General features: G+C 59.4%; 18 protein-coding genes, 1 tRNA gene and 2 pseudogenes. 7 read left to right on the forward strand and 14 right to left on the reverse strand.

Translation table 11 applies throughout. The features are described 5' to 3' along the window. Positions 1 to 166: 166 nt before the first annotated feature. A complete protein-coding gene (locus tag IB238_RS06665; protein WP_246723604.1) occupies positions 167 to 1,273 on the reverse strand; it encodes a D-alanyl-D-alanine carboxypeptidase family protein in 1,107 nt (368 codons plus the stop codon). Between the two features lie 124 nt (positions 1,274 to 1,397). Beyond that, the gene (locus IB238_RS06670; RefSeq protein ID WP_246723490.1) at positions 1,398 to 2,375 is read right to left on the reverse strand and encodes a septal ring lytic transglycosylase RlpA family protein; all 978 of its coding nucleotides are present in this window, start codon (positions 2,373 to 2,375) and stop codon (positions 1,398 to 1,400) included. A gap of 1,048 nt (positions 2,376 to 3,423) precedes the next feature. Here IB238_RS06670 and IB238_RS06675 point away from each other — a divergent pair. The 4 genes from IB238_RS06675 (at position 3,424) to IB238_RS06690 (ending at position 6,265) form a co-directional block, all read left to right on the forward strand. Next, the gene (locus tag IB238_RS06675; protein ID WP_192244671.1) at positions 3,424 to 3,708 is read left to right on the forward strand and encodes a DUF982 domain-containing protein; all 285 of its coding nucleotides are present in this window, start codon (positions 3,424 to 3,426) and stop codon (positions 3,706 to 3,708) included. Between the two features lie 280 nt (positions 3,709 to 3,988). Next, the gene (locus IB238_RS06680) at positions 3,989 to 4,228 is read left to right on the forward strand and encodes a DUF982 domain-containing protein (RefSeq protein ID WP_246723606.1); all 240 of its coding nucleotides are present in this window, start codon (positions 3,989 to 3,991) and stop codon (positions 4,226 to 4,228) included. A 697-nt stretch (positions 4,229 to 4,925) separates the two neighbouring features. Continuing rightward, positions 4,926 to 5,015 (forward strand) — tRNA-Ser (locus IB238_RS06685). Positions 5,016 to 5,821: 806 nt separating this feature from the next. After that, complete coding sequence (locus IB238_RS06690; RefSeq protein ID WP_192244673.1) at positions 5,822 to 6,265, forward strand: hypothetical protein; 444 nt, start codon at positions 5,822 to 5,824, stop codon at positions 6,263 to 6,265. Between the two features lie 419 nt (positions 6,266 to 6,684). Here IB238_RS06690 and IB238_RS06695 read toward each other — a convergent pair whose 3' ends face one another. After that, positions 6,685 to 7,038, reverse strand: coding sequence for an AbrB family transcriptional regulator (locus IB238_RS06695; protein ID WP_192244675.1), 354 nt, complete (start codon positions 7,036 to 7,038; stop codon positions 6,685 to 6,687). A 149-nt stretch (positions 7,039 to 7,187) separates the two neighbouring features. On the opposite strand from IB238_RS06695, the gene IB238_RS06700 reads away from it, so the two are divergent. After that, positions 7,188 to 7,406: a hypothetical protein gene (locus tag IB238_RS06700; RefSeq protein WP_192244677.1), complete on the forward strand. Its 219-nt coding sequence runs from the start codon at positions 7,188 to 7,190 to the stop codon at positions 7,404 to 7,406. 210 nt (positions 7,407 to 7,616) lie between these two features. Here the strand turns inward: IB238_RS06700 and IB238_RS06705 are convergent. The 8 genes and pseudogenes from IB238_RS06705 to lysA all read right to left on the reverse strand — a co-directional run. After that, positions 7,617 to 7,805 (reverse strand): annotated as a pseudogene (locus tag IB238_RS06705) (IS6 family transposase); the annotation flags it as partial. 91 nt (positions 7,806 to 7,896) lie between these two features. Then, the gene (locus tag IB238_RS06710; protein WP_192244679.1) at positions 7,897 to 8,697 is read right to left on the reverse strand and encodes a M55 family metallopeptidase; all 801 of its coding nucleotides are present in this window, start codon (positions 8,695 to 8,697) and stop codon (positions 7,897 to 7,899) included. A 385-nt stretch (positions 8,698 to 9,082) separates the two neighbouring features. Continuing rightward, the gene (locus IB238_RS06715; protein WP_192244681.1) at positions 9,083 to 9,769 is read right to left on the reverse strand and encodes an amino acid ABC transporter permease; all 687 of its coding nucleotides are present in this window, start codon (positions 9,767 to 9,769) and stop codon (positions 9,083 to 9,085) included. Between the two features lie 2 nt (positions 9,770 to 9,771). Next, positions 9,772 to 10,470, reverse strand: coding sequence for an amino acid ABC transporter permease (locus IB238_RS06720; RefSeq protein ID WP_192244683.1), 699 nt, complete (start codon positions 10,468 to 10,470; stop codon positions 9,772 to 9,774). Positions 10,471 to 10,606: 136 nt separating this feature from the next. Next, positions 10,607 to 11,404, reverse strand: a complete 798-nt coding sequence (locus IB238_RS06725) for an ABC transporter substrate-binding protein (protein ID WP_192244685.1) — start codon at positions 11,402 to 11,404, stop codon at positions 10,607 to 10,609. A 38-nt stretch (positions 11,405 to 11,442) separates the two neighbouring features. Then, entirely contained in the window at positions 11,443 to 12,198 is a 756-nt protein-coding gene (locus tag IB238_RS06730) for an amino acid ABC transporter ATP-binding protein (RefSeq protein ID WP_192244687.1), read from the reverse strand. Positions 12,199 to 12,200: 2 nt separating this feature from the next. Beyond that, a complete protein-coding gene (gene dapF, locus IB238_RS06735) occupies positions 12,201 to 13,070 on the reverse strand; it encodes a diaminopimelate epimerase (RefSeq protein ID WP_246723491.1) in 870 nt (289 codons plus the stop codon). After that, a complete protein-coding gene (gene lysA / locus IB238_RS06740; protein ID WP_192244689.1) occupies positions 13,060 to 14,352 on the reverse strand; it encodes a diaminopimelate decarboxylase in 1,293 nt (430 codons plus the stop codon). The genes dapF and lysA overlap by 11 nt, the downstream gene beginning before the upstream one ends. A gap of 147 nt (positions 14,353 to 14,499) precedes the next feature. On the opposite strand from lysA, the gene IB238_RS06745 reads away from it, so the two are divergent. Both IB238_RS06745 and IB238_RS06750 read left to right on the forward strand, forming a co-directional pair. Then, complete coding sequence (locus IB238_RS06745) at positions 14,500 to 15,423, forward strand: LysR substrate-binding domain-containing protein (RefSeq protein WP_192244690.1); 924 nt, start codon at positions 14,500 to 14,502, stop codon at positions 15,421 to 15,423. 400 nt (positions 15,424 to 15,823) lie between these two features. Next, on the forward strand, positions 15,824 to 15,988 hold the full coding sequence (locus IB238_RS06750; RefSeq protein WP_192247847.1) for a hypothetical protein: 165 nt from the start codon (positions 15,824 to 15,826) through the stop codon (positions 15,986 to 15,988). Here IB238_RS06750 and IB238_RS06755 read toward each other — a convergent pair. The 3 genes and pseudogenes from IB238_RS06755 to IB238_RS06765 all read right to left on the reverse strand — a co-directional run bounded on the left by IB238_RS06755 (position 15,945) and on the right by IB238_RS06765 (position 20,571). Then, positions 15,945 to 16,813: pseudogene (locus IB238_RS06755) on the reverse strand (transposase). The gene IB238_RS06750 and the pseudogene IB238_RS06755 sit on opposite strands and share 44 nt — an antisense overlap. A gap of 606 nt (positions 16,814 to 17,419) precedes the next feature. Continuing rightward, a complete protein-coding gene (locus IB238_RS06760; protein ID WP_192244692.1) occupies positions 17,420 to 19,045 on the reverse strand; it encodes a GMC family oxidoreductase in 1,626 nt (541 codons plus the stop codon). Next, positions 19,042 to 20,571: an FGGY-family carbohydrate kinase gene (locus IB238_RS06765; protein WP_192244694.1), complete on the reverse strand. Its 1,530-nt coding sequence runs from the start codon at positions 20,569 to 20,571 to the stop codon at positions 19,042 to 19,044. The genes IB238_RS06760 and IB238_RS06765 overlap by 4 nt, the downstream gene beginning before the upstream one ends. Positions 20,572 to 20,599 lie beyond the last annotated feature (28 nt).

The raw sequence follows: 20,599 nt of genomic DNA on the forward strand, positions 1-20,599 counted from the left end.
TTTCACTTTCCCGGCACACCGGTACTCTCTTGCGCCACGCCAATCGGGCGATTCCGCTCACTTCTAGCGCATAACCCTGAAAAACGGAAAATCCATTTGCTGCGGGTCAATCATCCAAAACGACCGCCGCAGCGCGAACGAAGCACCCCACCCCGTGGGATGGCCTTCAAAGCCAGAAGAACAGAAGTTCCTTCAGTGCATCAAGCGCCCGACTTGATAGCGTCCCGACTTCCACGGGGGCAGCCGTTTCCAGCGGCACTTCACGCAGGAAGCGATCGCCGTTCCAGATGCGCAGCACCCCAACCTTCTGGCCCGTCGCGACCGGTGCCCGCAACGGCCAGGAATAGACAACACGTGCCGACAGGCGTTCCGCATTGTCGATCGGCAGAAGCACGTCCACGTCTTTCGGCGTCACCAGGGCAACATGACCTGGCAGACCGCCGTAGACGCTGGCCTCGGCGACTGTCTCGCCTGCCTTGAAGAGCGTTTTCGACGCGAAGGACGACATGCCCCAATCGATCACCCGACGTGCCTCGTCCAATCGCTCCTTGTCGCTCGAAAGCCCGCTCATCGCTAGAAACAGGCGACGCCCGTTTCGCTCCACCGATGCCGCCAGCCCGTAACCGGCATCCTCGGCAAAGCCCATGACGAGACCGTCAGCCCCGATGTTCAGGCCTACAAGTGGATTTCGGTTGCGCTGCTTGATCTTGTTCCATTCGAATTCCGGCTCCGCATAGTAGCGGTAAAAATCCGGATAGGTCTGCTGCAAATGCTGCGCCAAGGTCACAAGATCGCGCATGCTGACCCGATTGCCCGGTGCAGGCAACCCGGTCGAATTCGCAAAATTCGACTGCGTCAGCTCTAGCGCCCTCGCCTCCTTGTTCATCCGCGCAGCGAACGCTGCTTCGGAGCCGGACATGCCCTCGGCAAGAATGATGCAGGCATCGTTGGCCGCTTGAACCGCAACGCCGCGAACGAGATCCTCGACGCGGATTTGCGATTTCAGCGCCGCGAACATGGTCGCAGTCCGCGATGGCGCTCCTCCGGTTCGCCAGGCGTTCTCGGAAACCGGATAGCTCGCGTCGGGCGTTATCTCCCCTTCCTTCAGCGCCCTGAACACCACCGCCAGCGTCATGACTTTGGCAAGCGAAGCGGCGGTGACCGGTTCGTCTTCCTTGCGAGAAAAGAGGATGGTGCCAGTCCCGCCATCGATCAGATGGACCTGCCTTGCCTTTGTATCGAAGGCAGACGGACCACCGATCGCCTGCGCCATGGCAGAGAGCGGCAACAGCAGGCAAAGGACAAGAGCGACAATAGAACGGATGGGCATGAAGACTCCGGCAGACGGCCTTACAGTCTTATACCCGGATGCATTCGGCAAGCCACAACGACAAACTTCACCCAGCGTCGGCCAGATCGGACAGCGCGGTTAGCGATCCATCGAGGTGGAGAATCGCATCGAAGGCCTCGACTGACTTCTGCTTCGACGCGGACTCGGCATACGCTGCGGCGTAGTTCGGACTGTCACCGGGCAACGGCATGTAATCGGGGCGCTCGACGGGCAACGGTCCGATCTCTGGCAGCATGACGAACTGCCCCATGGTGGACACAGCCGCATTTGCAGGCGCCGGCGCTGCAAGTGCGGTGAGCGTTGTGCCCTCACCGGTACCGCCGGTGCGTTCGGCGAATGTCGGGACGACGGCCGGCAAGGCATCAGCTACGGGTGCTGCTGAGGCAACCATGACGCCGGTTGCGATCTGCCCACCCGGATCGACGACCGGACCGCGCGAGCCCTTCGGCACATAAGACGCCATCAGGTATGGCATGTCGTGACCGTCCAAGGGCGCCTTGCCGACATATTGGACCCGGACCTTCGCCGTCCCCTTTCCCTTGACGTCGAGCATTTCGGCCGCCTTGGAGGAAACGTCGATGATCCGCCCCTCCGAATAAGGCCCGCGATCGTTCACGCGAACAATAACCGACGAGCCGTTCTCGAGATTGGTGACGCGGGCGTAGCTCGGCAGGGGGAACGTCGGATGCGCCGCGGACAGGTGATACTTGTCATAGACCTCGCCGTTGGCCGTATAGCGGCCATGGAACGCGGAGCCGTACCAGGATGCAAGGCCCATCTTGTTGTAGCCTGGCTCTTCCTTCGGCTGGTACCACTTGCCCCGCACCTGATAGGGTTGGCCAACCTGGTAGCGACCTCCCCCCTTCGGCACCGGCTGTCCTTCCCGCACAACGCGCGGGCTCGCCTTCACGCCGTACTCAGACTCAGCGAAGTATTCCTTGCTACGGGTCGGCTTTCCGGCCTCGTTCGTTGTCTTGCAAGCAGCGAGGCCGGCGCAGATCACCGGTATCGCAGCAACGCGCATCGCCTTGCACGCTCCGGCCGAAAAATTGCCAATCTTTATTCGTCCCACGCCGGTGGTTCCCCGCCTCATTTTGCCTAGACCGCATCGCCAGCGATCCATCGCCTCATACCCGTCGGCTCACAACAGTATGTTAATCATGACGGTAAAATGGCTAAAATGCGTAACAACAGGCTCTCAATCCGCGCTTTCGGCGAAGTAATGCTGGACATGGTTTACAGGGCGTTAACGACGACAGCCCGATCCGGCGGACAGCGCCGTTAGCAACGGGCCAGCCATCAAGGCCTGGACTTCCAAAGGCTTTATTCCATCACTTGGGTGCTTCCCAGAATTAATGGTTCCGGATATTGGCTCGCCGTGCCTCGTGACGACACTGGGGGACGACGAAATTACCAGTCCGCATCACCACCCCGGAAGATTAAGGTCATACGAGGTCCGGAAAAGGCTCTGGCAGTACGTCACCGCGTGTGGCCCCGAGCGGACGATGAGCACGTCAACCAAACACGCTAGTGTGCGCCGACGCACTTTCCAGACAAAAACCATGGCTCGGTACACCTTCACGAGAGCGTGCCGAAACGCGAACATCCTCGTGCATAGGCCGATAAAGGTACCAGTCTCATGAACGAGATAATCCCAAATCCGGGAATTCTTGGAATGTGCCGATCTGTATTAAAGCGCCCGGCAGCTTGGCGCTGCACTTACAGTCTCCGGACGAAGCGCGCTACTCTCTCAACAGTCTGACCGTCGGCCGATGGCGCCCCTTTCAATGCCGCTCGGACGGATATGTATCGCCGTGCGGCAGCCGAACCACAGACGAATGCCGCGAAGCGCGCCTTGCCGTGTGTCGGGAGTAGCCGCATTTTTTGCGGAGTTGCCTGGATCGAGTGAAATAGCGCGGCCGGCTACGCCCTGCGATAGCCGCAAGGTACTTCTTCTTCCGACGTAGGGCCGCACCCGCTGAGGTATGGGCGCACTCCTATAGCGGCGTGGCGTAAACCGTAACTGGTTGATAGCATCCACCCCTAGACCCAATAGACCTGGAATCGCCTAGGTGTGCGATGTAATCTCTATCGACTTTTGCCTTGAATGGGCTTTGCCCGTTTGCGTCGCCGTCACGCAGCGCGAGTTCTACCTGGTGCGTGGTCCGAAACACGCATTTGACCTGCTGGTGAAATTTTGGCCCAGCAATATGGATGAAAGCGGTCGAAGGGCGCGTCAGGCCTGTATCGACGCACTCTGCTGTCGCGAGCCTGCCTCTCTCGCCAGAGAGCAGTTTCTGAAAGCGTGCCGCGAGGCGGATCTGCTGGTGCGATACGACCTCGAAGGCATGTGCTAGTCGAGCGCATGGGGGAACAATGCCGCTACGCGTCGAGTTGCCTCCGCCAGAAGGAGTCTCTGCCATGACTATCCCTGTGCCAGCAAGATATGCAGACCCGCCAGTGCCGCCGTTTACCGATCCACCTCCCGTGAAGCTGCCACAACCGAAGCGCCGTTATCCAATCCAGATGAGAACCCAGAAGAACCCCTGCCCCTGAAGCTCCACCGACTGGAACACCTCCGCCTCCAGTCCGTTGCTCCACCACTGGAAGGACTGGAGGTAACGAACAATGGATCCGATGTACTGGACGAGAAGCGTCGAGCTGGATCTGTCTGGACCCGGCCGGGTTCAGAAGGTGCGCAGCACGCTCGAAGCCGTCGAATGCCTGAGACTGTGGCCCAACAAACAGGGCGACGCCTTTGCGGAAGCGAAGCGAGTCTGTCGTGCGGTCCTAATGAACGGAGCGCCGAGAGGAGTTGCCAGGGAGGCGTTCATTCGCGCTGCTGACGAGGCCGGGATCTACATTCGAAAGCGGTGAGGCAGGGGCAATATTCGCCCCCGCGCCTTTGCCGCAAGGTACTCAGCTGGCTCGATACGCTAGACCTCGGAGGCAGCTCCGAAGTCCAGCTTGTTATCCCGATAAGCGCGATTGCCTGCGGTGTCGAACTTGGCCGCGGCGGCGGACCCAGTTGGGCGCCTTTTGCAGCACTGACCTTGATCCGGTGTCCCTGGGCAGCGCATTGGCGTGCTCGTACATCCTCCATCGAACGGGTGAAAATCGCCAGCAAGACGACAGAGAAAGCCGTGCGTCCGACGCTAAGGGGACGGAGAGGGAATCGGGTGATCTGTTCCACGCAATACGGCCGAGAGCCAGAAGCGCCGGTACCAAGTGTGGCGTTCGAGGTTGTACAAGCAGACGGCCGGCCGCTAGAGTCGGTTTCGCGCCCAGGAGTGGACAAGGTTGCTTGCAAAGGCCTTGCTGCCCCAGATTCGCTCTCATGACCTTAAGCACACGCACGCGCCAGCGAGCGCCTGGGGTAATTCGACGATTGGGCCCCCTCGATTTGTATTCGCATATGATGCCCGGAATGCGGGCTGATGTTGCTGAACAAGTTGACGCGGCGTTGCAAGCCGCTATAAGCGCTAGTCGGAATCAAAATAGTTGCAACGTACGCAGCAAACGGCTGTTTTGGTCAAAGATATTGAACGGGAAACGTCTTTAATATCAAATAGATGGAAGAGTGTCCGAGTGGTTTAAGGAACCGGTCTTGAAAACCGGCGTGCGGGAAACCGTACCGTGGGTTCGAATCCCACCTCTTCCGCCACAACCCTTTGAAATAGCTTATCAAAATTGGTTGACTGATTTTTCTCGATTCTGAGGCGATCCGCAACATTGTCAACATATTCTGCAACAATGCTGCAACTGCAGACGTGTTGCATAACGCTCGAGTCGCGGTTGCAGGCTGGAATCGGCGCTTGACCCATGCGGCGATGGCGCTGACCATCGGAAGATCGTCATCACGGGCACGAATCCGGGTTGCCGTTACCGCCGATGCCATTCGTACGGCCCGCGACGGATCGGAACTTCGGATTTCGTATCCCCGCCGCAACGGCTGGTGGCACGAGACGCGGCGTTACCGCGATCCCGATCTCACCTACTACAACGTTGTGCCGGCGATCGATGCCCTGTTGGATGCGGGGCTTCTCGTGGACCACGATCGCCAACCCGCAGGCCGTTCCACAGGCATTCAGTCGAGCTATCGGCCAGCCGCATGGCTCACCGAGGTCGCATTGCCTGAATTGCGTCACGAGGTCGGCGAAGTCATCCGATTGAAAGACCCCGAGGGGCGTTTGATCGATTACCGGGACAATGACAGGACGCGGCGGGACCGTGCCATGTTGGCGAAAATCAACCGCAGCCTTTCGCAGGCCGAAATCGGCCTCGATGTTCCGGCAGCCTTTCGAGACGGCAACGCGATCCGCCTTGACGGCTACTCGGTCTTCCCCGGAATGACTTCGCTCTACCGTGTCTACAACGGCTTGGGATCGCGGTGGGCGCTTCTATGGAGGCTGGTGGCAATCGTGCCGAAAGGCGCATCGGCAGCACCTCACCATCGACGGGCACCCAACGGTGGAACTGGACTATCAGCAAATCCATCCCCGTCTTCTCTACGGCCTGGCCACCCGTCATCTGGAGGGGGATGCCTACACCTTGCCCGGATGGAACCGCGCCGTCGTCAAGCAAGCATTCAACGCCCTCCTGAATGCAGACGGTTTCCGAGCGGCACGAGGCGCGATCGCCGAAAACCTGGACGGTGACCGCGATACCGCCGAAGCCCTGATTGCCGATATCAGGACACGGCACCCGGACATCGATACCTATTTCCACAGCGGCATCGGTCTAAAGCTTCAAGGTATCGATTCCGAAATCTGCCGTCAGGTGCTCGTGGAAATGCATCGGAAGGGCATCGTTACGCTCCCCATCCACGATTCCTTTATCGTCGCCAGCGAGTACGAGGACACGCTTTCGGAGGTGATGCAAACCGCTTTCGTCAAGGTTGTTAAAACGACCTGAAAGCGATTTGAAAACAGACAGATAACTACGGAATAGACTACAAACGGCCCCGAAGGGGGCCGCCCCTTGGGGCTTTCTTTCTCTGCCCGTCTGGATACCCTCTGTCCATGCCTCGGAAATCACTCTGCAGGATAGTCGGATACGGCTCGTTCTTACCCACCATGACACCCGCTAAGCCCAACACGCGGGAAGAGGCAGGATTCTGCCCCGCCAGACGTATCAACGGCTTGGGATGGGGCAGACATCATTTTCGACAGGCAACCCCATCTGGCGGGCTTGGAAACCACGATTTCGGGTATCTCGCTACACGTCGCATGATCGGAATTTGCCAACCGCGTTCGGTTCGGTCATTTTGCCGTTCTCGACGTTGCAAAATTCAATCGCGAAACTGCCGCTTTAATCCGGACTTTTGCGACAGATCATGGCACGGCTGCCATGGCACCTGGATAGGAAGCCAGTGCCGCATCGGCTGTTGGCCAGCGCGAAACTCGACGGAGCCAGAGATAGCTCGTGCCGACCTGTAGAGTTAGGCAGGATAATGTCAGTCCAGCGGCGGAGAGCCAGTCCGACGCCACGAGAATATCACCGGGACCGACAATGACGCCGAGCGAGATACCGAGGACGATCTGCATGAATTGCAGACTGAAGGGAACAACCTGTGCACGCTTGTAGAAGCGGCAGAACAGGAGGCCCGCCAGTGTCGCGCCGATCAGGAGGCCACTCGGCATGCCGAAACTGAAGCGAGCATTTTCGACAAGCGGTGAAGCCTTCACCCGCGAGCTTGCCCGACAAGGCCTGCAGATCGCGAACGGCGACAAGGGGCCGATCCTTGTCACTTCGTCGGGAACGTTCGTGGCAGCAGCCAATCGCGCCGTAGGCATCCGCCGCGGTGACTTCTCAAAATTCATGGAGAACCACAGCCATGACGGAAATAGTTTCCGCATCGATGCGAACCCTGACGTCGGTCGAGCGCAACACCGAGGTGCTACTGCCTCTCCTGTCCCTCCTGGACACGCCGCACGGCTCGGATCGTATCGCGCAGCTCATCGACCTGCTGAGGCTCATTCTGGACGCCCAGAATCAGCAGGCGCAGGCGCTCAAGATCGTCGGCGAACGGCTCGATCGTCTATCGCGCCGATAGCGCGACGTCTTCGACGAGAGCAGTTGTTCCTATGCCGGCTTGGAAAGCTGGACCTCGATGACCTCCTCCGACGCGCCGAAGAAATGGCGGCCTGGATGCGGTCGATTTTCGAGCCGACCGCACAGCGTCTGAACAGGAAAATCCAGGAACTCAAGCAAGAGCGAAAAACGTTCGTGCCGGCCGAGATGCCGACGCCCGTCGAGCAGCCCACGGCGCGTGAGTCAACACCCACCGATTTGTCTAATTGGGCTGTGATCGATCTGGAAGCCGTGCTCCCGGCACATATCTTCCAGATCTCGGTATCTGAGCGGATAGTGCAGATACCAGGCAACTGCCGGCACGATCAGCCATGCTTCGAAAATGGCTGCCTTTGAAATCGTCCTTCGACTGGCGCTTCAGCTTTTCGGCACCGCACCATCTGGAGTGGGAATGTCCCGCCGATGGTCAACAAACCGTTAGCCACAAAAATTTGCGACAAGGCCGCCCCTGATCAAACCTTCAGGAAAAGCAGCGCGCGCAGGATTTCGGAAAAATCCTTGTGCTCAAAAGCGATAGCGCGAGGAGCATGCGACCGGGCGCCCGGGTACCAACTTGCGCGATAGGCTTCGCTTGGCGTGTTGAACTCGATGACCACTTCATAATGATCGGCCTTGGCGGGAAGCGCCTGCGCGAAATCCCCGGATAGCGCCGCAGTAACCCCCTCGCGGATGAGACGCCGGGACCAGGCGGGCGAGATGGACGTCGACGCAAGCCCCTTTCCGTCCAGCGTCTCCACCGCCGAAAGGCCCCGCACCATGGCCCGCGCCTCCGCACAGATTCCTTCGTCGCCAGCGACGAAGACCGAAGGCACGCCGTAGCCGGCCGCACAAAGCGCATTGAAGGTGAACTCGGACGCCACCTCGCCGTTGAGCAACAGCCGCGAGATGCGCAGATTGGAGGTGTGGGCGAGCGGATTGACCTCCGTGCCTGCCTTGGAATGGTAGCCGGTATAGATTGCGGCCACGAAGCTGGCGTCGATGCCGAACATCATTTCGTCCGGATGGCCAGACCAGCCGCGCACGATTCGCGCGTAGTCGGGGAGCCGGTCGAGGATCAAATTGCGGCCACTGCTATGCGCATCCTTGATCACGACCTCCGTCGCCCCGGCGGCGCGCGCGCCCTCACAGGCGGCGACCACTTCGGCAGTCATCAAGGTACGGAACTCGCTCCAATCCGTGTGGTTACGGTCAGCTTCGTCCCAATGGGTGATGCCTGCGGTGCCTTCGATATCAGCGGAAATGAAAACTTTCATGGGCTTGGATGCTCCTTTAGCCATTTAACAAGAGTGGGATACATACAACCGTTCCGGACCTGCGTCGCAGGCGCCATGCGGAGTGCGTTCAACACCGCCTCCTGCGTGGTCTCGGCCGCGGCGCGGAAGGCAAGGTCGTATGGTTGCCGGAAAAGCGCTGCTGGCTGGTGATCGACGACGACGGATCATGCTCGACAGGGTCGGCCGTCGTGAAACAGAGCACCATATCGCCGCTGTCATGCTCTAGAAAGCTTCGAACTGGGCGACACGCTGCGATTGCCGGTCGACGAGTGATAGGTCTGGCAGAGCCTCGCTCGGGATTAACGGGCTTCATTTTCAAGCCTCCGGTGTCGGCCCTCCAGCCGAGAATGTGACCCCTTCAGGCTCAATCCAATGATAGACGCGGAGTATTGGTGATCCGCCCTTCCGTCCACCTGGAGAACCAGAGGATCGGATAGCAATATATGAAGTACACCGCCGCGATCAGGCTGTATATAAAAAGAATATCTCGCGGATAACGCAAGATCGTGACTTCGCCCTGCCGGGTCAACTCAGCAATTCCGACAACCGAAAGAATAGCTGTGCTCTTAATGATGATGACATAAACGCTGCTCATCGGTGCGATGGTCAGTTTCAATGCCTGTGGCAAAATGATGTGCCAGAGACACTGCATCTGATTCATCCCGACCGCTGTAGCCGCTTCCCACTGCCCCTTTGGCACGGCCGCGATAGAGCCGCGAACAATTTCCGCGACATAACTCGACGTATAAAGTGACAAGGCGACAAAGGCCGCCGTCTGGGAATCCCAGCTCAACCACGCCACGCCCGTGTTCGGCAGGACGAAATAGAAAAGATAGAGCTGCACCAAAAACGGCGTGCCACGCAGGCTGTGGACATAGAGACCAAGCAGTTTGGCGAGCAGCACGATATTGTAGCTGCGGATAACGCCGATGATCAGCCCGAGCAGCGAACCAGCGAATATGGCGACCAACGAAACGATGAACGTCTCTTTGAACCCCTGCCAGAGAAACGGCAGGATCGCGACGGTGAGCTTCAGATAGTAATCAATCATTGTCAGCCCTTTGCATTCCAGGCCGGCCCGGCCAGCCGGTTCTTGACGAACGCCGACAGCAGTAATACCAGGCAATAGATCATGAGATAACCAAACGCGATGGTGATAAAACTCTCGTTCGGTCGAACGCGCTCACTGTTCAAAAGAATCCCCGCGCTGGCGAATTCGAACACGGTGATGAGCGAAAGCAACGACGTGTCTTTGATGAGAACCGCTGTTTGGCCGATCACCGGTGGCACAACATTCGCAAAGGCCTGCGGCAACACGATATGGCGCAGGCGCTGCCTGTAATTCATGCCAACGGCTTTCGACGCCTCGAATTGGCCGGAGGGGACGGATTCGATACCCGTGCGGATGATCTCGCACATATACGGGGCGCAGTTGAGCACCAGAGCCGCTATGCCAAGGCTCATTTCTGGCCATCTGGCGGTGAATGGCAGCACCGCCGGGAGGCCGTAATAGACCAGATAGATCTGCACCAACAGCGGCGTGGCACGAATAAACGTAATGTAGGCCCGGATGAGATTTATTAGCCATCTCATTTTCGTGAACATAATCAAAGCCATGACCGTTCCGAGAATGAATGAGAGAATGAAGCTGACTCCCGCCGCCCACAGGGTATTGCCCAGCCCTTGAACAAAGGCATCGAAATATTGAGCCACGATACGGTAGTTGTAGTATTCGAGTATCAGGGATGACATTGGAAAGACCTTGCAGTCAGGCAACGCAGGCAGTATCGCGTCGCCAGGATGCGATCGCCCCCCTTTGGCGCCTCTCACCTTAGAAGCTATCTGAAAGGCCCCGTGCCGCTTGCGCGAGGCCTTTCAACGAATGCTGTTACTTGTGATCCTTTTCCCACTCGGTCGTGTTCCACCAGTAATTCACCATCTTCTCCAGACGCTTGTCCGAGGTTGTCAGTTCGACATAGTTGTCGAGCCACATTTTCAGATGGAAGGCATCAGGGCGAACGGCGAATGAAAGCGGGTTCTTGACGACGATGCCGTCGAGCAGCTTCAGGTTATCGAAATCATTGAGAAAGTTGGAAACGTTGCCCAGATCGGACACAAGCCCGTCGAGCCGTCCAGCGGAAAGCGCCTGCGCGACCGCGGCAGTGCCACCGCTAAATTCTTTCAGAGTGGCTTCAGGCAGATACTTCTTGATCGCTTCGCTGTAGGAGCTTGCCTGTGTAGAGCCAAGGCTAAGCCCGCTCTTGTTCAGGTCTTCCCACTTCGTGTAGGGAGAATCCTTCAAAGCCACGCCGACTGTTTCTTCGTAGAACATCGGCCGCGAGAAAAGAAGCTGTGAAGCGCGTTGGGGCGTCGGGGTCATGTCTGCGGCAATCATGTCGACCTTGCCCGAAAGCAGAGCGGGAATGAGGCCCTTCCAGTCATAATCCTGGAACGTAACCTTCACGCCAAGGTCTTCTGCCATCATGCGCGCAAGCTCAACCGCCAACCCTGTCTGCTTACCGTTCTTATCAATGAAGCTGACCGGCGCTCCCTGGGTTTGGACGGCAACGATCAACTCTCCACGTTTCAAGATGTCGTCCATTTCGTCAGCCTGCGCCACAGACGCGACGCTGGTAATGCCGATGACCATCGCGGCTGCAGCTACAAGTTTGTTCAGTATTCCCATTTCAGTTCTCCTCTCGTTGGTATTTTTAGTTGGTACTTTTATAAAACCTGCTCCAAAAAGGTCCGGGTACGCGGCTGTTTTGGTTCTGAAAAAAGCGTGGCAGGATTTCCCACTTCGACGATCTGCCCCTCGTCCATAAAGATCACCTGGTCCGCAACTTCCCGCGCGAAACCCATTTCGTGGGTAACTACCACCATCGTCATGCCCTCGTGGGCCAGGTTTCGCATCAGTTCGAGAACGCCGCCGACCATCTCCGGGTCGAGGGCAGATGTGGCTTCGTCGAAAAGCATGACCTTGGGATTCATCGCCAACGCGCGGGCGATTGCCACGCGCTGCTGCTGACCTCCGGAAAGCTGGCTCGGATAATGGCCTTCACGCTCCGCCATACCCACTTTACGGAGCATTTCTCGGGCGCGTTCGGTGGCATCCTCCAGGCTCCGTTTCAGCACCACGACTTGCGGCAGAACGACATTTTCCAGAGCAGTCTTGTGTAGAAACAGATTGAAGTGCTGAAACACCATTCCGATTTCTGACCGCGCGTGATTGAGGTCGGTTCGACCGTCGGAAATTCGCATATCGTTGACGACAATCGTGCCTGAATCGATGCTTTCCAAGGCATTCAGGGTCCGCAACAGCGTGCTCTTGCCGGATCCTGACGGGCCGATGATGACAAGGACTTGCCCTTTCTCAACGGAGAAGGAGACCTTGTTCAATGCACGATGTGCCTTTCCATTTTGCGTGGCAGCATAAGTCTTGGAAACATCCTCGACGGAAATGAAGATATTGCTCGACATGATCAAACCAGTTCCTGTGCAGTAAAACCGTAGAAGGATACAGCGACGTCTCCAGTGAGAATGATCGTTTCGTCTTGGAGGACGCGGACGTCGAGGCTTCCCCCGGGCATATCGACGATGGCGTGCGGGTGCTCAATGAGGCCTTTCCTGAGCGCCGCCAGCACCGCCGCGCAGGCGCCGCTGCCGCAAGCCTGGGTGAGGATCCCCGGTCGCTCATAGACGACTAAGCGGATGCGGCCACCGCCTACAAGTTCCGCCACCCCGATGTTGGCCTGTTCCGGAAGGTAGCGATTTTTCTGAATGGGGTCGGCCAGCGCCGCCACATCCAATGAATCGCGGTCCGCGACAAAATAGACGAGATGCGGATTGCCCATGTTGACGGCCACCGGATCTTTGAGCGGACCGTTGTCGAGGCGGCCGCGCGCCTCTTCGAGAGGGCCTGCCAGAGGAATTTTGCGCCAGTCCCATTCGCCGCTGACAATATGCAGACTGACGCGATGGTCCCCTTCGCGCCTTGCGCGGATCGGTCCCCCTATCGTCTCGATGACGACCTCGCCGGCGCCGCTCTCTTCCATCAAAAGCCATGCAGCGCAGCGCGTTGCATTCAAGCAGGTCTGCGCTTCGACGCCATCGATGTTGTAGATGCGCAATCTGACATTCGCATCGGGGCGTTGCGGCTGCTCGAAGACCAGAAGCTGATCGCCGCCGACACCCCGATGCCGGTCGCAAATCCAGCGGATTGCTTGTTCTGATGGCACGAACGTGTGATGTCGTCCGTCCATCACCACGAAATCGTTGCCAAGGCCGTGCGTTTTAATGAAGGAGCGCTCGGGGGAGGAAAAAGCTTCGCGGTAATCAATATCAAGCAGCAATCCATTCACCCGCTTGTTCGAGTTTCAGCATTGCGGCAACGGTCTGCCGATGGCGAGCCAGGCAATACCTGTTGCCTTCCACCAGAATTTCCTGCACCAGCGGTCGGGCGTTGTAACTGGATGACATCACGGCGCAGTAGGCACCGGCCACCCCGAGGGCGAGAAGATCGCCGCTGACAAGCGGCGGCAGCGCCTCATATTTTCCGAACGTATCCGAACTTTCACAAACCGGGCCAACGATATGACACGGCTCCGCCAGGGTTTCAGCCGCGGGTTCGGCAATCGGCCAGATCGGATGGCGCGCATCATAGAGCGCGGGGCGCATTAGGTCGTTCATCCCCGCATCGACGATCGTGAATTTTTCGCTGCCCTGGACCTTGTTGTACAGTACTTCACTGACCAGAATTCCCGCTTCCGCAACGACGAAGCGACCAGGCTCGATCGTAAGTTCGCATCCGCAATCAGCGAGCGTTTCACGAAGAATGGCCCCATAGGTCACAATATCGATGCCCGAACGTCCGTCATACGAAACGCCGAGGCCGCCACCCAGATCGAGCCGCGTGATCGTGTTGCCTTGCGCGCGGATCCGCCCCACCAGTTCCGCCACCCTTTCGAAGGTCTTGCGGAATGGCAGGATATCGGTGATCTGCGAGCCGATATGGACGGCAAGCCCCAGGCAGTCGATCCCGGGAAGGGTCGAGGCCCTGGCATAGACAGTCAGAGCAGCTTCATAGGGTATGCCAAATTTGTTGTGTCGCGTTCCAGTCGTGATTTTGGGGTGCGTGGCCGCATCGACATCCGGATTTACACGAAGGACAACCGGCACTTTCCGCCCGACATTTCGCGCCACCTTCGCAATCAACTCCAGTTCTTCCGTCGACTCGACGTTGAGTTGGCCCACGCCTGCCGCGACGGCCGCCTTGATTTCCTGCTCGCTTTTGCCAACACCGGAAAAGACGATCTTTTGCGCCGGCACCCCGGCCGCAAGCGTCCGTTCGAGCTCTCCGCCCGAAACGATATCCATGCCGCAACCAAGACCGGAGAGTATCCGCAAGAGGGACAGATTATTGTTAGCCTTCATGGCGTAGCAGATCTGTACCTCGGCGGGGTGCAATGCGTCACGCAGCATCTCAATGCGTTGGCAGACGGCAGATGCCGAATAGGCATAGAAAGGCGTTCCGAATTTCTCAGCGATCGTCCTTACGGGAACCTGTTCGATAAAGAGTTCCCCGGAACGATAACCAATCTGCGCCACATGCGGGCGCACGAATTCCGCTGTCATTTTGTTCCCCAGTTGGCGCAGCAGTTTCTCTGCCTTTTCGCACGGAGGGGACGCTACCAAAATCCAACATGCCGTCAAATTCATAATTTACTGTGGTTTATTCATTTTTGATATGTTTTCCGGCAAGACCCAGACAAAGGAAACACCATGCGCCTCGCACACCGACAGCTCGAAATCTTCCAGTCGCTTATGCAGACGCTAAACGTCACCGAAACAGCGAGCCTATTATATTCGTCACAACCGACGATCAGCCGAGAATTGAAGGAGCTTGAGGCCCTGCTCGGTTTCCCCCTCTTTCACCGACAGAACCGACGCCTTGAACCAAGCCAGCAGGCCATCGCGCTCAACGTCATCGTCCAGCGCTCGTTCGTCAGTATTGAAGAGATTGCGCGAACCGCCAGAGCAATACGCGAAGACAGCTTTCAGCGCGTGTCCGTCGCGTGCCTGCCTGCTTTTGCCCATGCCTTGATCCCGCAGGTGGTAGAGCGCTTCCTTGCCGAATTTCCAAACACGTCACTCAAGATCCATTCTCTGGAGGAGACGGCGCTGACCCGAGATTTGGTGAGCAAGTTTTTCGACATCGGAATCGTCGAAGGGAGATTCGATCGTACCCCTTCCACCACCTTGGAGCTTTATGCGGGCGATCTGTTGTGCATCATGCCGGCATCGCATCCGCTCGCCCAATACGAGGTTCTGAAAACCGAACATTTCGAGGGACATAACTTCATATACTATTCGGATGAAGATTCTTATCGTCGGCAGGTGGATTCATTTTTTGAAACGGCGAACGTCAAACGCAAGCTCTTGGTCGAAACCACCACCGCCACCTCAATTGGCTCGCTTGCGCGCGCCGGGATCGGTCTTTCTATCGTCAACCCGCTCACCGCTCTCGCTTTTCGGGGGGACGGGATTGCCGTGCGCCCTTTGGCCCAACCCATCCCCTACCATGTCAACATTTGGCAACCCGAACCCTCAAAGCGCGGCGTTTTTGGCTCTCATTTCGTCGAGGCCATCGAGATCGCCGTCGCAGCAGCGGTGACAACGCTCTCCGCTGGCGGGCTGTGCAGATAGACATGATAGCGCGAACGTCCGCTATGGGGCGCATAGCTATTCCCTCGCTGACCGGCGTGAACACGTCGAGGTCTCGAGCGGCGGGGCTCGTCGTCACGCAGGAAGTCGGACGGGTGAGAACTTGCAAGCTTGGGAAGAGTGGCCTCAACGCGAAGGCGGGTAGACCAGCAAGTATTCATTGTTTTCGCTCATGACGCGACCATAGCCTCGATTCCTCAAAGTTGTATCAGGAGTTGCAGCAGGTGCAATTTTCTAGTTGGCTGGGTTCACGACCCGCCTTCTCCGGTCCCACAATCTGCGCAGCTAGGTTGATCCGTCTGCCGCTGAGATGAGCCGCGTTGTTACTCGTTGTAGCGCATTGAGTCATGACAGTATCGGCGCATTCAAGCCATGACCGCTGGTGGCGGATATCGTTGAAAAACTCGCCAACATAATCGCTCACTGCGATAAGGCCGAGGTGTCTTTGCATTTCGCCGGGCTGGCCATAGCCCGATGCGACGTGCGGGCGGCCGATGAGCCCTTCACAGGGCTGGTCGTGCGGCTGCTGGGCGGCACGGCGGCCTGAGCTTTGCCAGCCTTCTGAGGTTTTGGGCAGTTGCGGCGAGGAGGAATTCGTCGCGTGCCCCGCATGGACCGCGCAGCCGCAGCCGCGCCGTCCGAAGGATGCGTTTGAGGTGAGCAAACAGCATCTCCACCTTCTTGCGCCGATGCCGCGAGCGCTCATAGTCCGGTGTGCCGGCAAGTGGCCCTTATGCGCTCGGTCAATTTCGCCGCCGGATCGGACGGGAAAATGAACTTCGGCGTCACCGGCGAGGCCGCACCGAAAGCCGCATCATCGAGGACCGCCAGATATTCCTGCACGGAGCGGCTGGCATCGTCCTTCGCCGCGTCGATGTTCCATTCCCGCGCTGGGCACCGAGCGCTGCTTGTTGGCGAAGGCGGCAATCAGGCTGGGGTCGACGGCAAAGCCTTCCGCGCCGACCAAGCCCTGCGCCAGGCAGCGCTCCACCACCGTCTCGAACAGGTGCCGCAGGATATCGCTCTGCCGGAAACGGCCATGGCGGTTCTTGGAAAAACTCGAATGGTCGGGCACCTTGCCGTCCAGTCCCAGGCGACAGAACCATCGGTAGGCGAGATTGAGATGCACTTCCTCGCACAGCCGCCGTTCCGACCGGATCGCCATGCTGTAGCCGATGATCAGCATCCGCATCATCAGTTCGGGATCGATCGAGGGGCGGCCCGTGCTGCTGTAGTACGGCTTCAACTGCATACGGATGCCATCAAGGTCCAGATGGCGGTCGATCCTGCGAAGCAGGTAGACTACCGGCACATGCTCAACAAGGCTGAACTCGTAGAAGAGCTGCGCCGGAGCCGCCTGGATTCCCATCATTCGCCTGATCCCCTGCGAATCACTCTGAGGAGTGAATCACGGGTCTCAAGCGTCGGCAACAAAGGGTTTTCAACACTATCGGCGCGCCGCGGACATGGACGGGCATCGAGAGTAACGGCAGCTTTTGGAAATTCGCCGGCGCTTCCCGAATGACGGAAATGGGGGCGCAAAGCGGTCATTCGCGCCATGATCACCAGACGGCAGCTTCGGGCCCCATTCCAGACCTCGGCGGCAAGTGCTCTGGTGTCCGCCTTTCGTGTTGGGTCTCCTGGCAGCGGACGGTCGGCCATCGGCCCCATTCAAGACGCTTGGGTCACAAGGGCCAAGTATCCGCTCCTGAAGCTTCCTGGTGTTCGGATCAGGGGGTATTGCTAACTCTCCACCCGTTTGAGACGACCATAAAGTCGGCAACCCGGATGTCTCCTATCCCTCGCATTGATAGGAATCGAACTATTGGCCCATCTAGCGCTGCATGATCCTTACACGTTGCCTTTCAGTGGCATTATTACAAGGTTCACCATGCATACCGCATTGCCCCGGCGCTCATCCATCCCTCCCTTCATTCGGAGGCAAGGGACAGCGCCACCCTTAATTTCCGCCCCCCTTTCAAACGTGATGCAGAATGGCGTCAGCTGCCTTCTCGGCGATCATGATCACCGGCGAGTTCGTATTGCCGGAGACGATTGTGGGCATCACCGACGCATCGACAACTCTTAGTCCCGCCAAACCATGAACCCGTAGCGATGGGTCGACTACAGCCATATCGTCCCGACCCATCTTGCAGGTGCCGACCGGATGGAAGATCGTCGTCGCGATATCGCCTGCGCGCCGGATCAGGTCCTCGTCGCTCTGGTACTCCGCGCCCGGCAGCATTTCCTGCGGTCGATACCTCGCAATCGCCTTCGCCGCCATGATGCTGCGCGCGTGGCGGATGGACTTTGCCGCCAGCAGGCGGTCGCCGGCGGTCGAAAGATAGTTCGGCCGGATATCGGGCGCCTTGCCGACATCCTTGTCGGCCACGTGCACCGTGCCGCGGCTCTCCGGTCGAAGGTTGCAGACCGAAACAGTAACAGCGGGAAAGCGGTGCAACGGCTCGCCGAGCCGGTCGGTGCTGAGCGGCTGCACATGGTATTCGAGATCGGCGGTAGCGACGGCGGGGTCGCTCTTCGCAAAAATGCCGAGCTGGCTCGGGGCCATGGACAGGGGGCCGGAGCGTCGCAGGATGTATTCGAGCCCCATGCCGGCGCGCGTGAACAGGTTGTGGTAAAGCTGGTTCAGCGTCTTCGCGCCTTCAACGCGGAAGACGCTACGGATCTGCAGGTGGTCCTGCAGGTTTTCCCCTACCCCCGGCAGTGCATGCAGCACGTCGATCCCCGCCGCCGACAGCACCTCCGGGCGACCTACGCCGGAGAGCTCGAGGATCTTCGGCGAGTTGATCGCACCTGCAGACAGGATCACCTCCCGATCGGCGCGCGCGGCATGCGCCCGGCCATTGAGGCGGAACCGCACGCCCCGGACGCGTTTGCCGTCGAATTCCAGTCTTTCAGTCTCCGCGCCGGTCAGCACCCGCAGGTTGGAGCGCTTCATCGCCGGGCGCAGGAACGCCTTGGTCGTGTTCCACCGCAAACCGCCGCGCTGATTGACCTCGAAGTAACCGGATCCCTCGTTGTCTCCGTCGTTGAAGTCGTCACGCTTGGGAATGCCGAGCTCTTCGGCCGCATCGCGGAATGCGTCGAGGATCGGCCAGGAGAGGCGCTGGCGCTCGACCCGCCATTCGCCGCCGGCGCCGTGCATAGAAGACTTGCCGCGATAGTTGTCCTCGGACTTGATAAAGTATGGCAGCACATCGTCCCAGCCCCAGCCGGCATTGCCCGCCTGCCGCCAGCCGTCATAGTCGGCGGCCTGGCCGCGCATGTAGATCATGCCGTTAATGGACGAACAGCCGCCGAGCACTTTTCCGCGCGGATAGTTCAGGGCGCGTCCGTTGAGCCCAGGCTCCGCCGCCGTCTTCATCATCCAGTCCGTGCGCGGATTGCCCATGCAGTAGAGATAACCGATGGGCACATGGACCCAGTGATAGCGGTCACTGCCGCCGGCTTCCAGAAGCAGCACGCGGTTCTTCGGATCTGCCGAAAGCCGGTTCGCCAGAACGCACCCGGCCGAGCCCGCGCCGACAACGATGAAATCGTAGGCGCCGGCATCCGTCACGGCCTCATTCACATGCATGCTCACGCTGCTACTCCCGCGTCGATCGGATGTGTCGCCGCCAATCTCCGCCAAAGCGGCGCCATCGCGTCGGAAATGTCGCGATAGATGGCGTAGCGCCGGCCATAGTGTGCGGCAAGCGCGCCGTTCGGCCTATAGTGGCGGTCGACCCGCACCATCGCTTTCGCACCCTCGGTGAAATCGGCAAAGAGGCCGACGCCCGTGCCCGCCGCAATCGCCGCCCCCAGCGCGCCGGTTTCCCGCGAGACAGCCACGGTGACGGGCAGGCCGAGCACGTCGGCGAAGATCTGCGGCCACAGCCGGCTGCGCGACCCGCCTCCGGAAAGCATGGCCTCCTCGAACGTTGCGCCGGCCTTGCGGATCGTCTCGACATGCTGGCGGTGGCCGAAGGCGACCCCTTCCAGAAGCGCATGGATCAGATGTCCCTTGGTGTGCCAGCCGGCGATACCGTAAAAGCCGGCACGGGCGTGGCCATCCTGCTGGGCGCCATAGAGATAGGGGTGGTACAGCGGATCGTCCGAGGCTGGTTCGACGGCTGCGGCCAGCGCGCAGCAGGCATCAAAGGGCGAAACGCCCTCTTCCTGCCCGCCACCGAAAAATTCCCGCACCAGCCATTCCAGGTTCGCCGCCGAGGTGGCGCTGTTCTCCATCGCCATGTAGCGGGTGCGGTCGAAGGTCGACGACATGAAGACCGGGCCATCGAGATCCGGGCCGTCGATGACGACCTGGTTGATGCTCCAGGTGCCGGCTATGATCGAGGCGCTGCCGGTACGCGACACGCCCGATCCGAGCGCCGAGGCGACGACGTCGAACAGGCCGCCAATCACCGGCGTGCCGGTAGCAAGGCCCGTTTCCGCCGCGACCGCCTCGGTCACCCTACCGGCCATGTCAGCGCTTTCGATGAGGGGCGGCAGGAGGTCCATGCAGTCGGCAAGACCATAGGCTTCCATGAGCGCAGCGTCATAGCGGCGCGCGGCAAGATCGAGCAGGCCGGCGCCCGACATGTCCGAAACCTCGCTGACACGCACACCCGTCAAGCGGTTGACGACGAAGTCCTTGGAGAAGAACACTGTACCGATCCGCTTGAAAAGCTCCGGCCGATGACGCTTCAGCCAGGCCAGCAGCGTCGGCGTCTGCGACGGCCAGGGGCGTTGGCGGGCGATCGGATAGGTCCGCTCGCCGACACCGTCCGCGGCCCACTCCTCGACGAGACCGGCCGCTCGCGTGTCGAGCGACTGGATGCCGAGGAGCGGCTCGCCGTCCAGGTCGAGCGCATAGAGCCCGTTGCCGTGTCCGGCGCAGCCGATCGCGGCAACATCCGTCGCAGCGATGCCGGCCCTGTCGATGCAGGTGCGGATGACGCGTTTGGCGTTGGCCCAGAGTTCACCCAGATCGCGCTCGACATGGCCAGGGCACGGCATGCGGCTATGCCCCTCCTCGCCCGCATACGCCAACTCCCTGCCCGTCCGGTCGAAGATCACCGCCTTGATGACGGTGTTTCCGGCGTCGAGCCCCAAAAGATACTCTCCCATGCAGAACCCCTCCCAAGGCTCGGTCGCA

Source organism: Rhizobium sp. ARZ01, from assembly GCF_014851675.1.
In the GTDB taxonomy this organism is placed as follows: Bacteria; Pseudomonadota; Alphaproteobacteria; order Rhizobiales; family Rhizobiaceae; genus Mycoplana.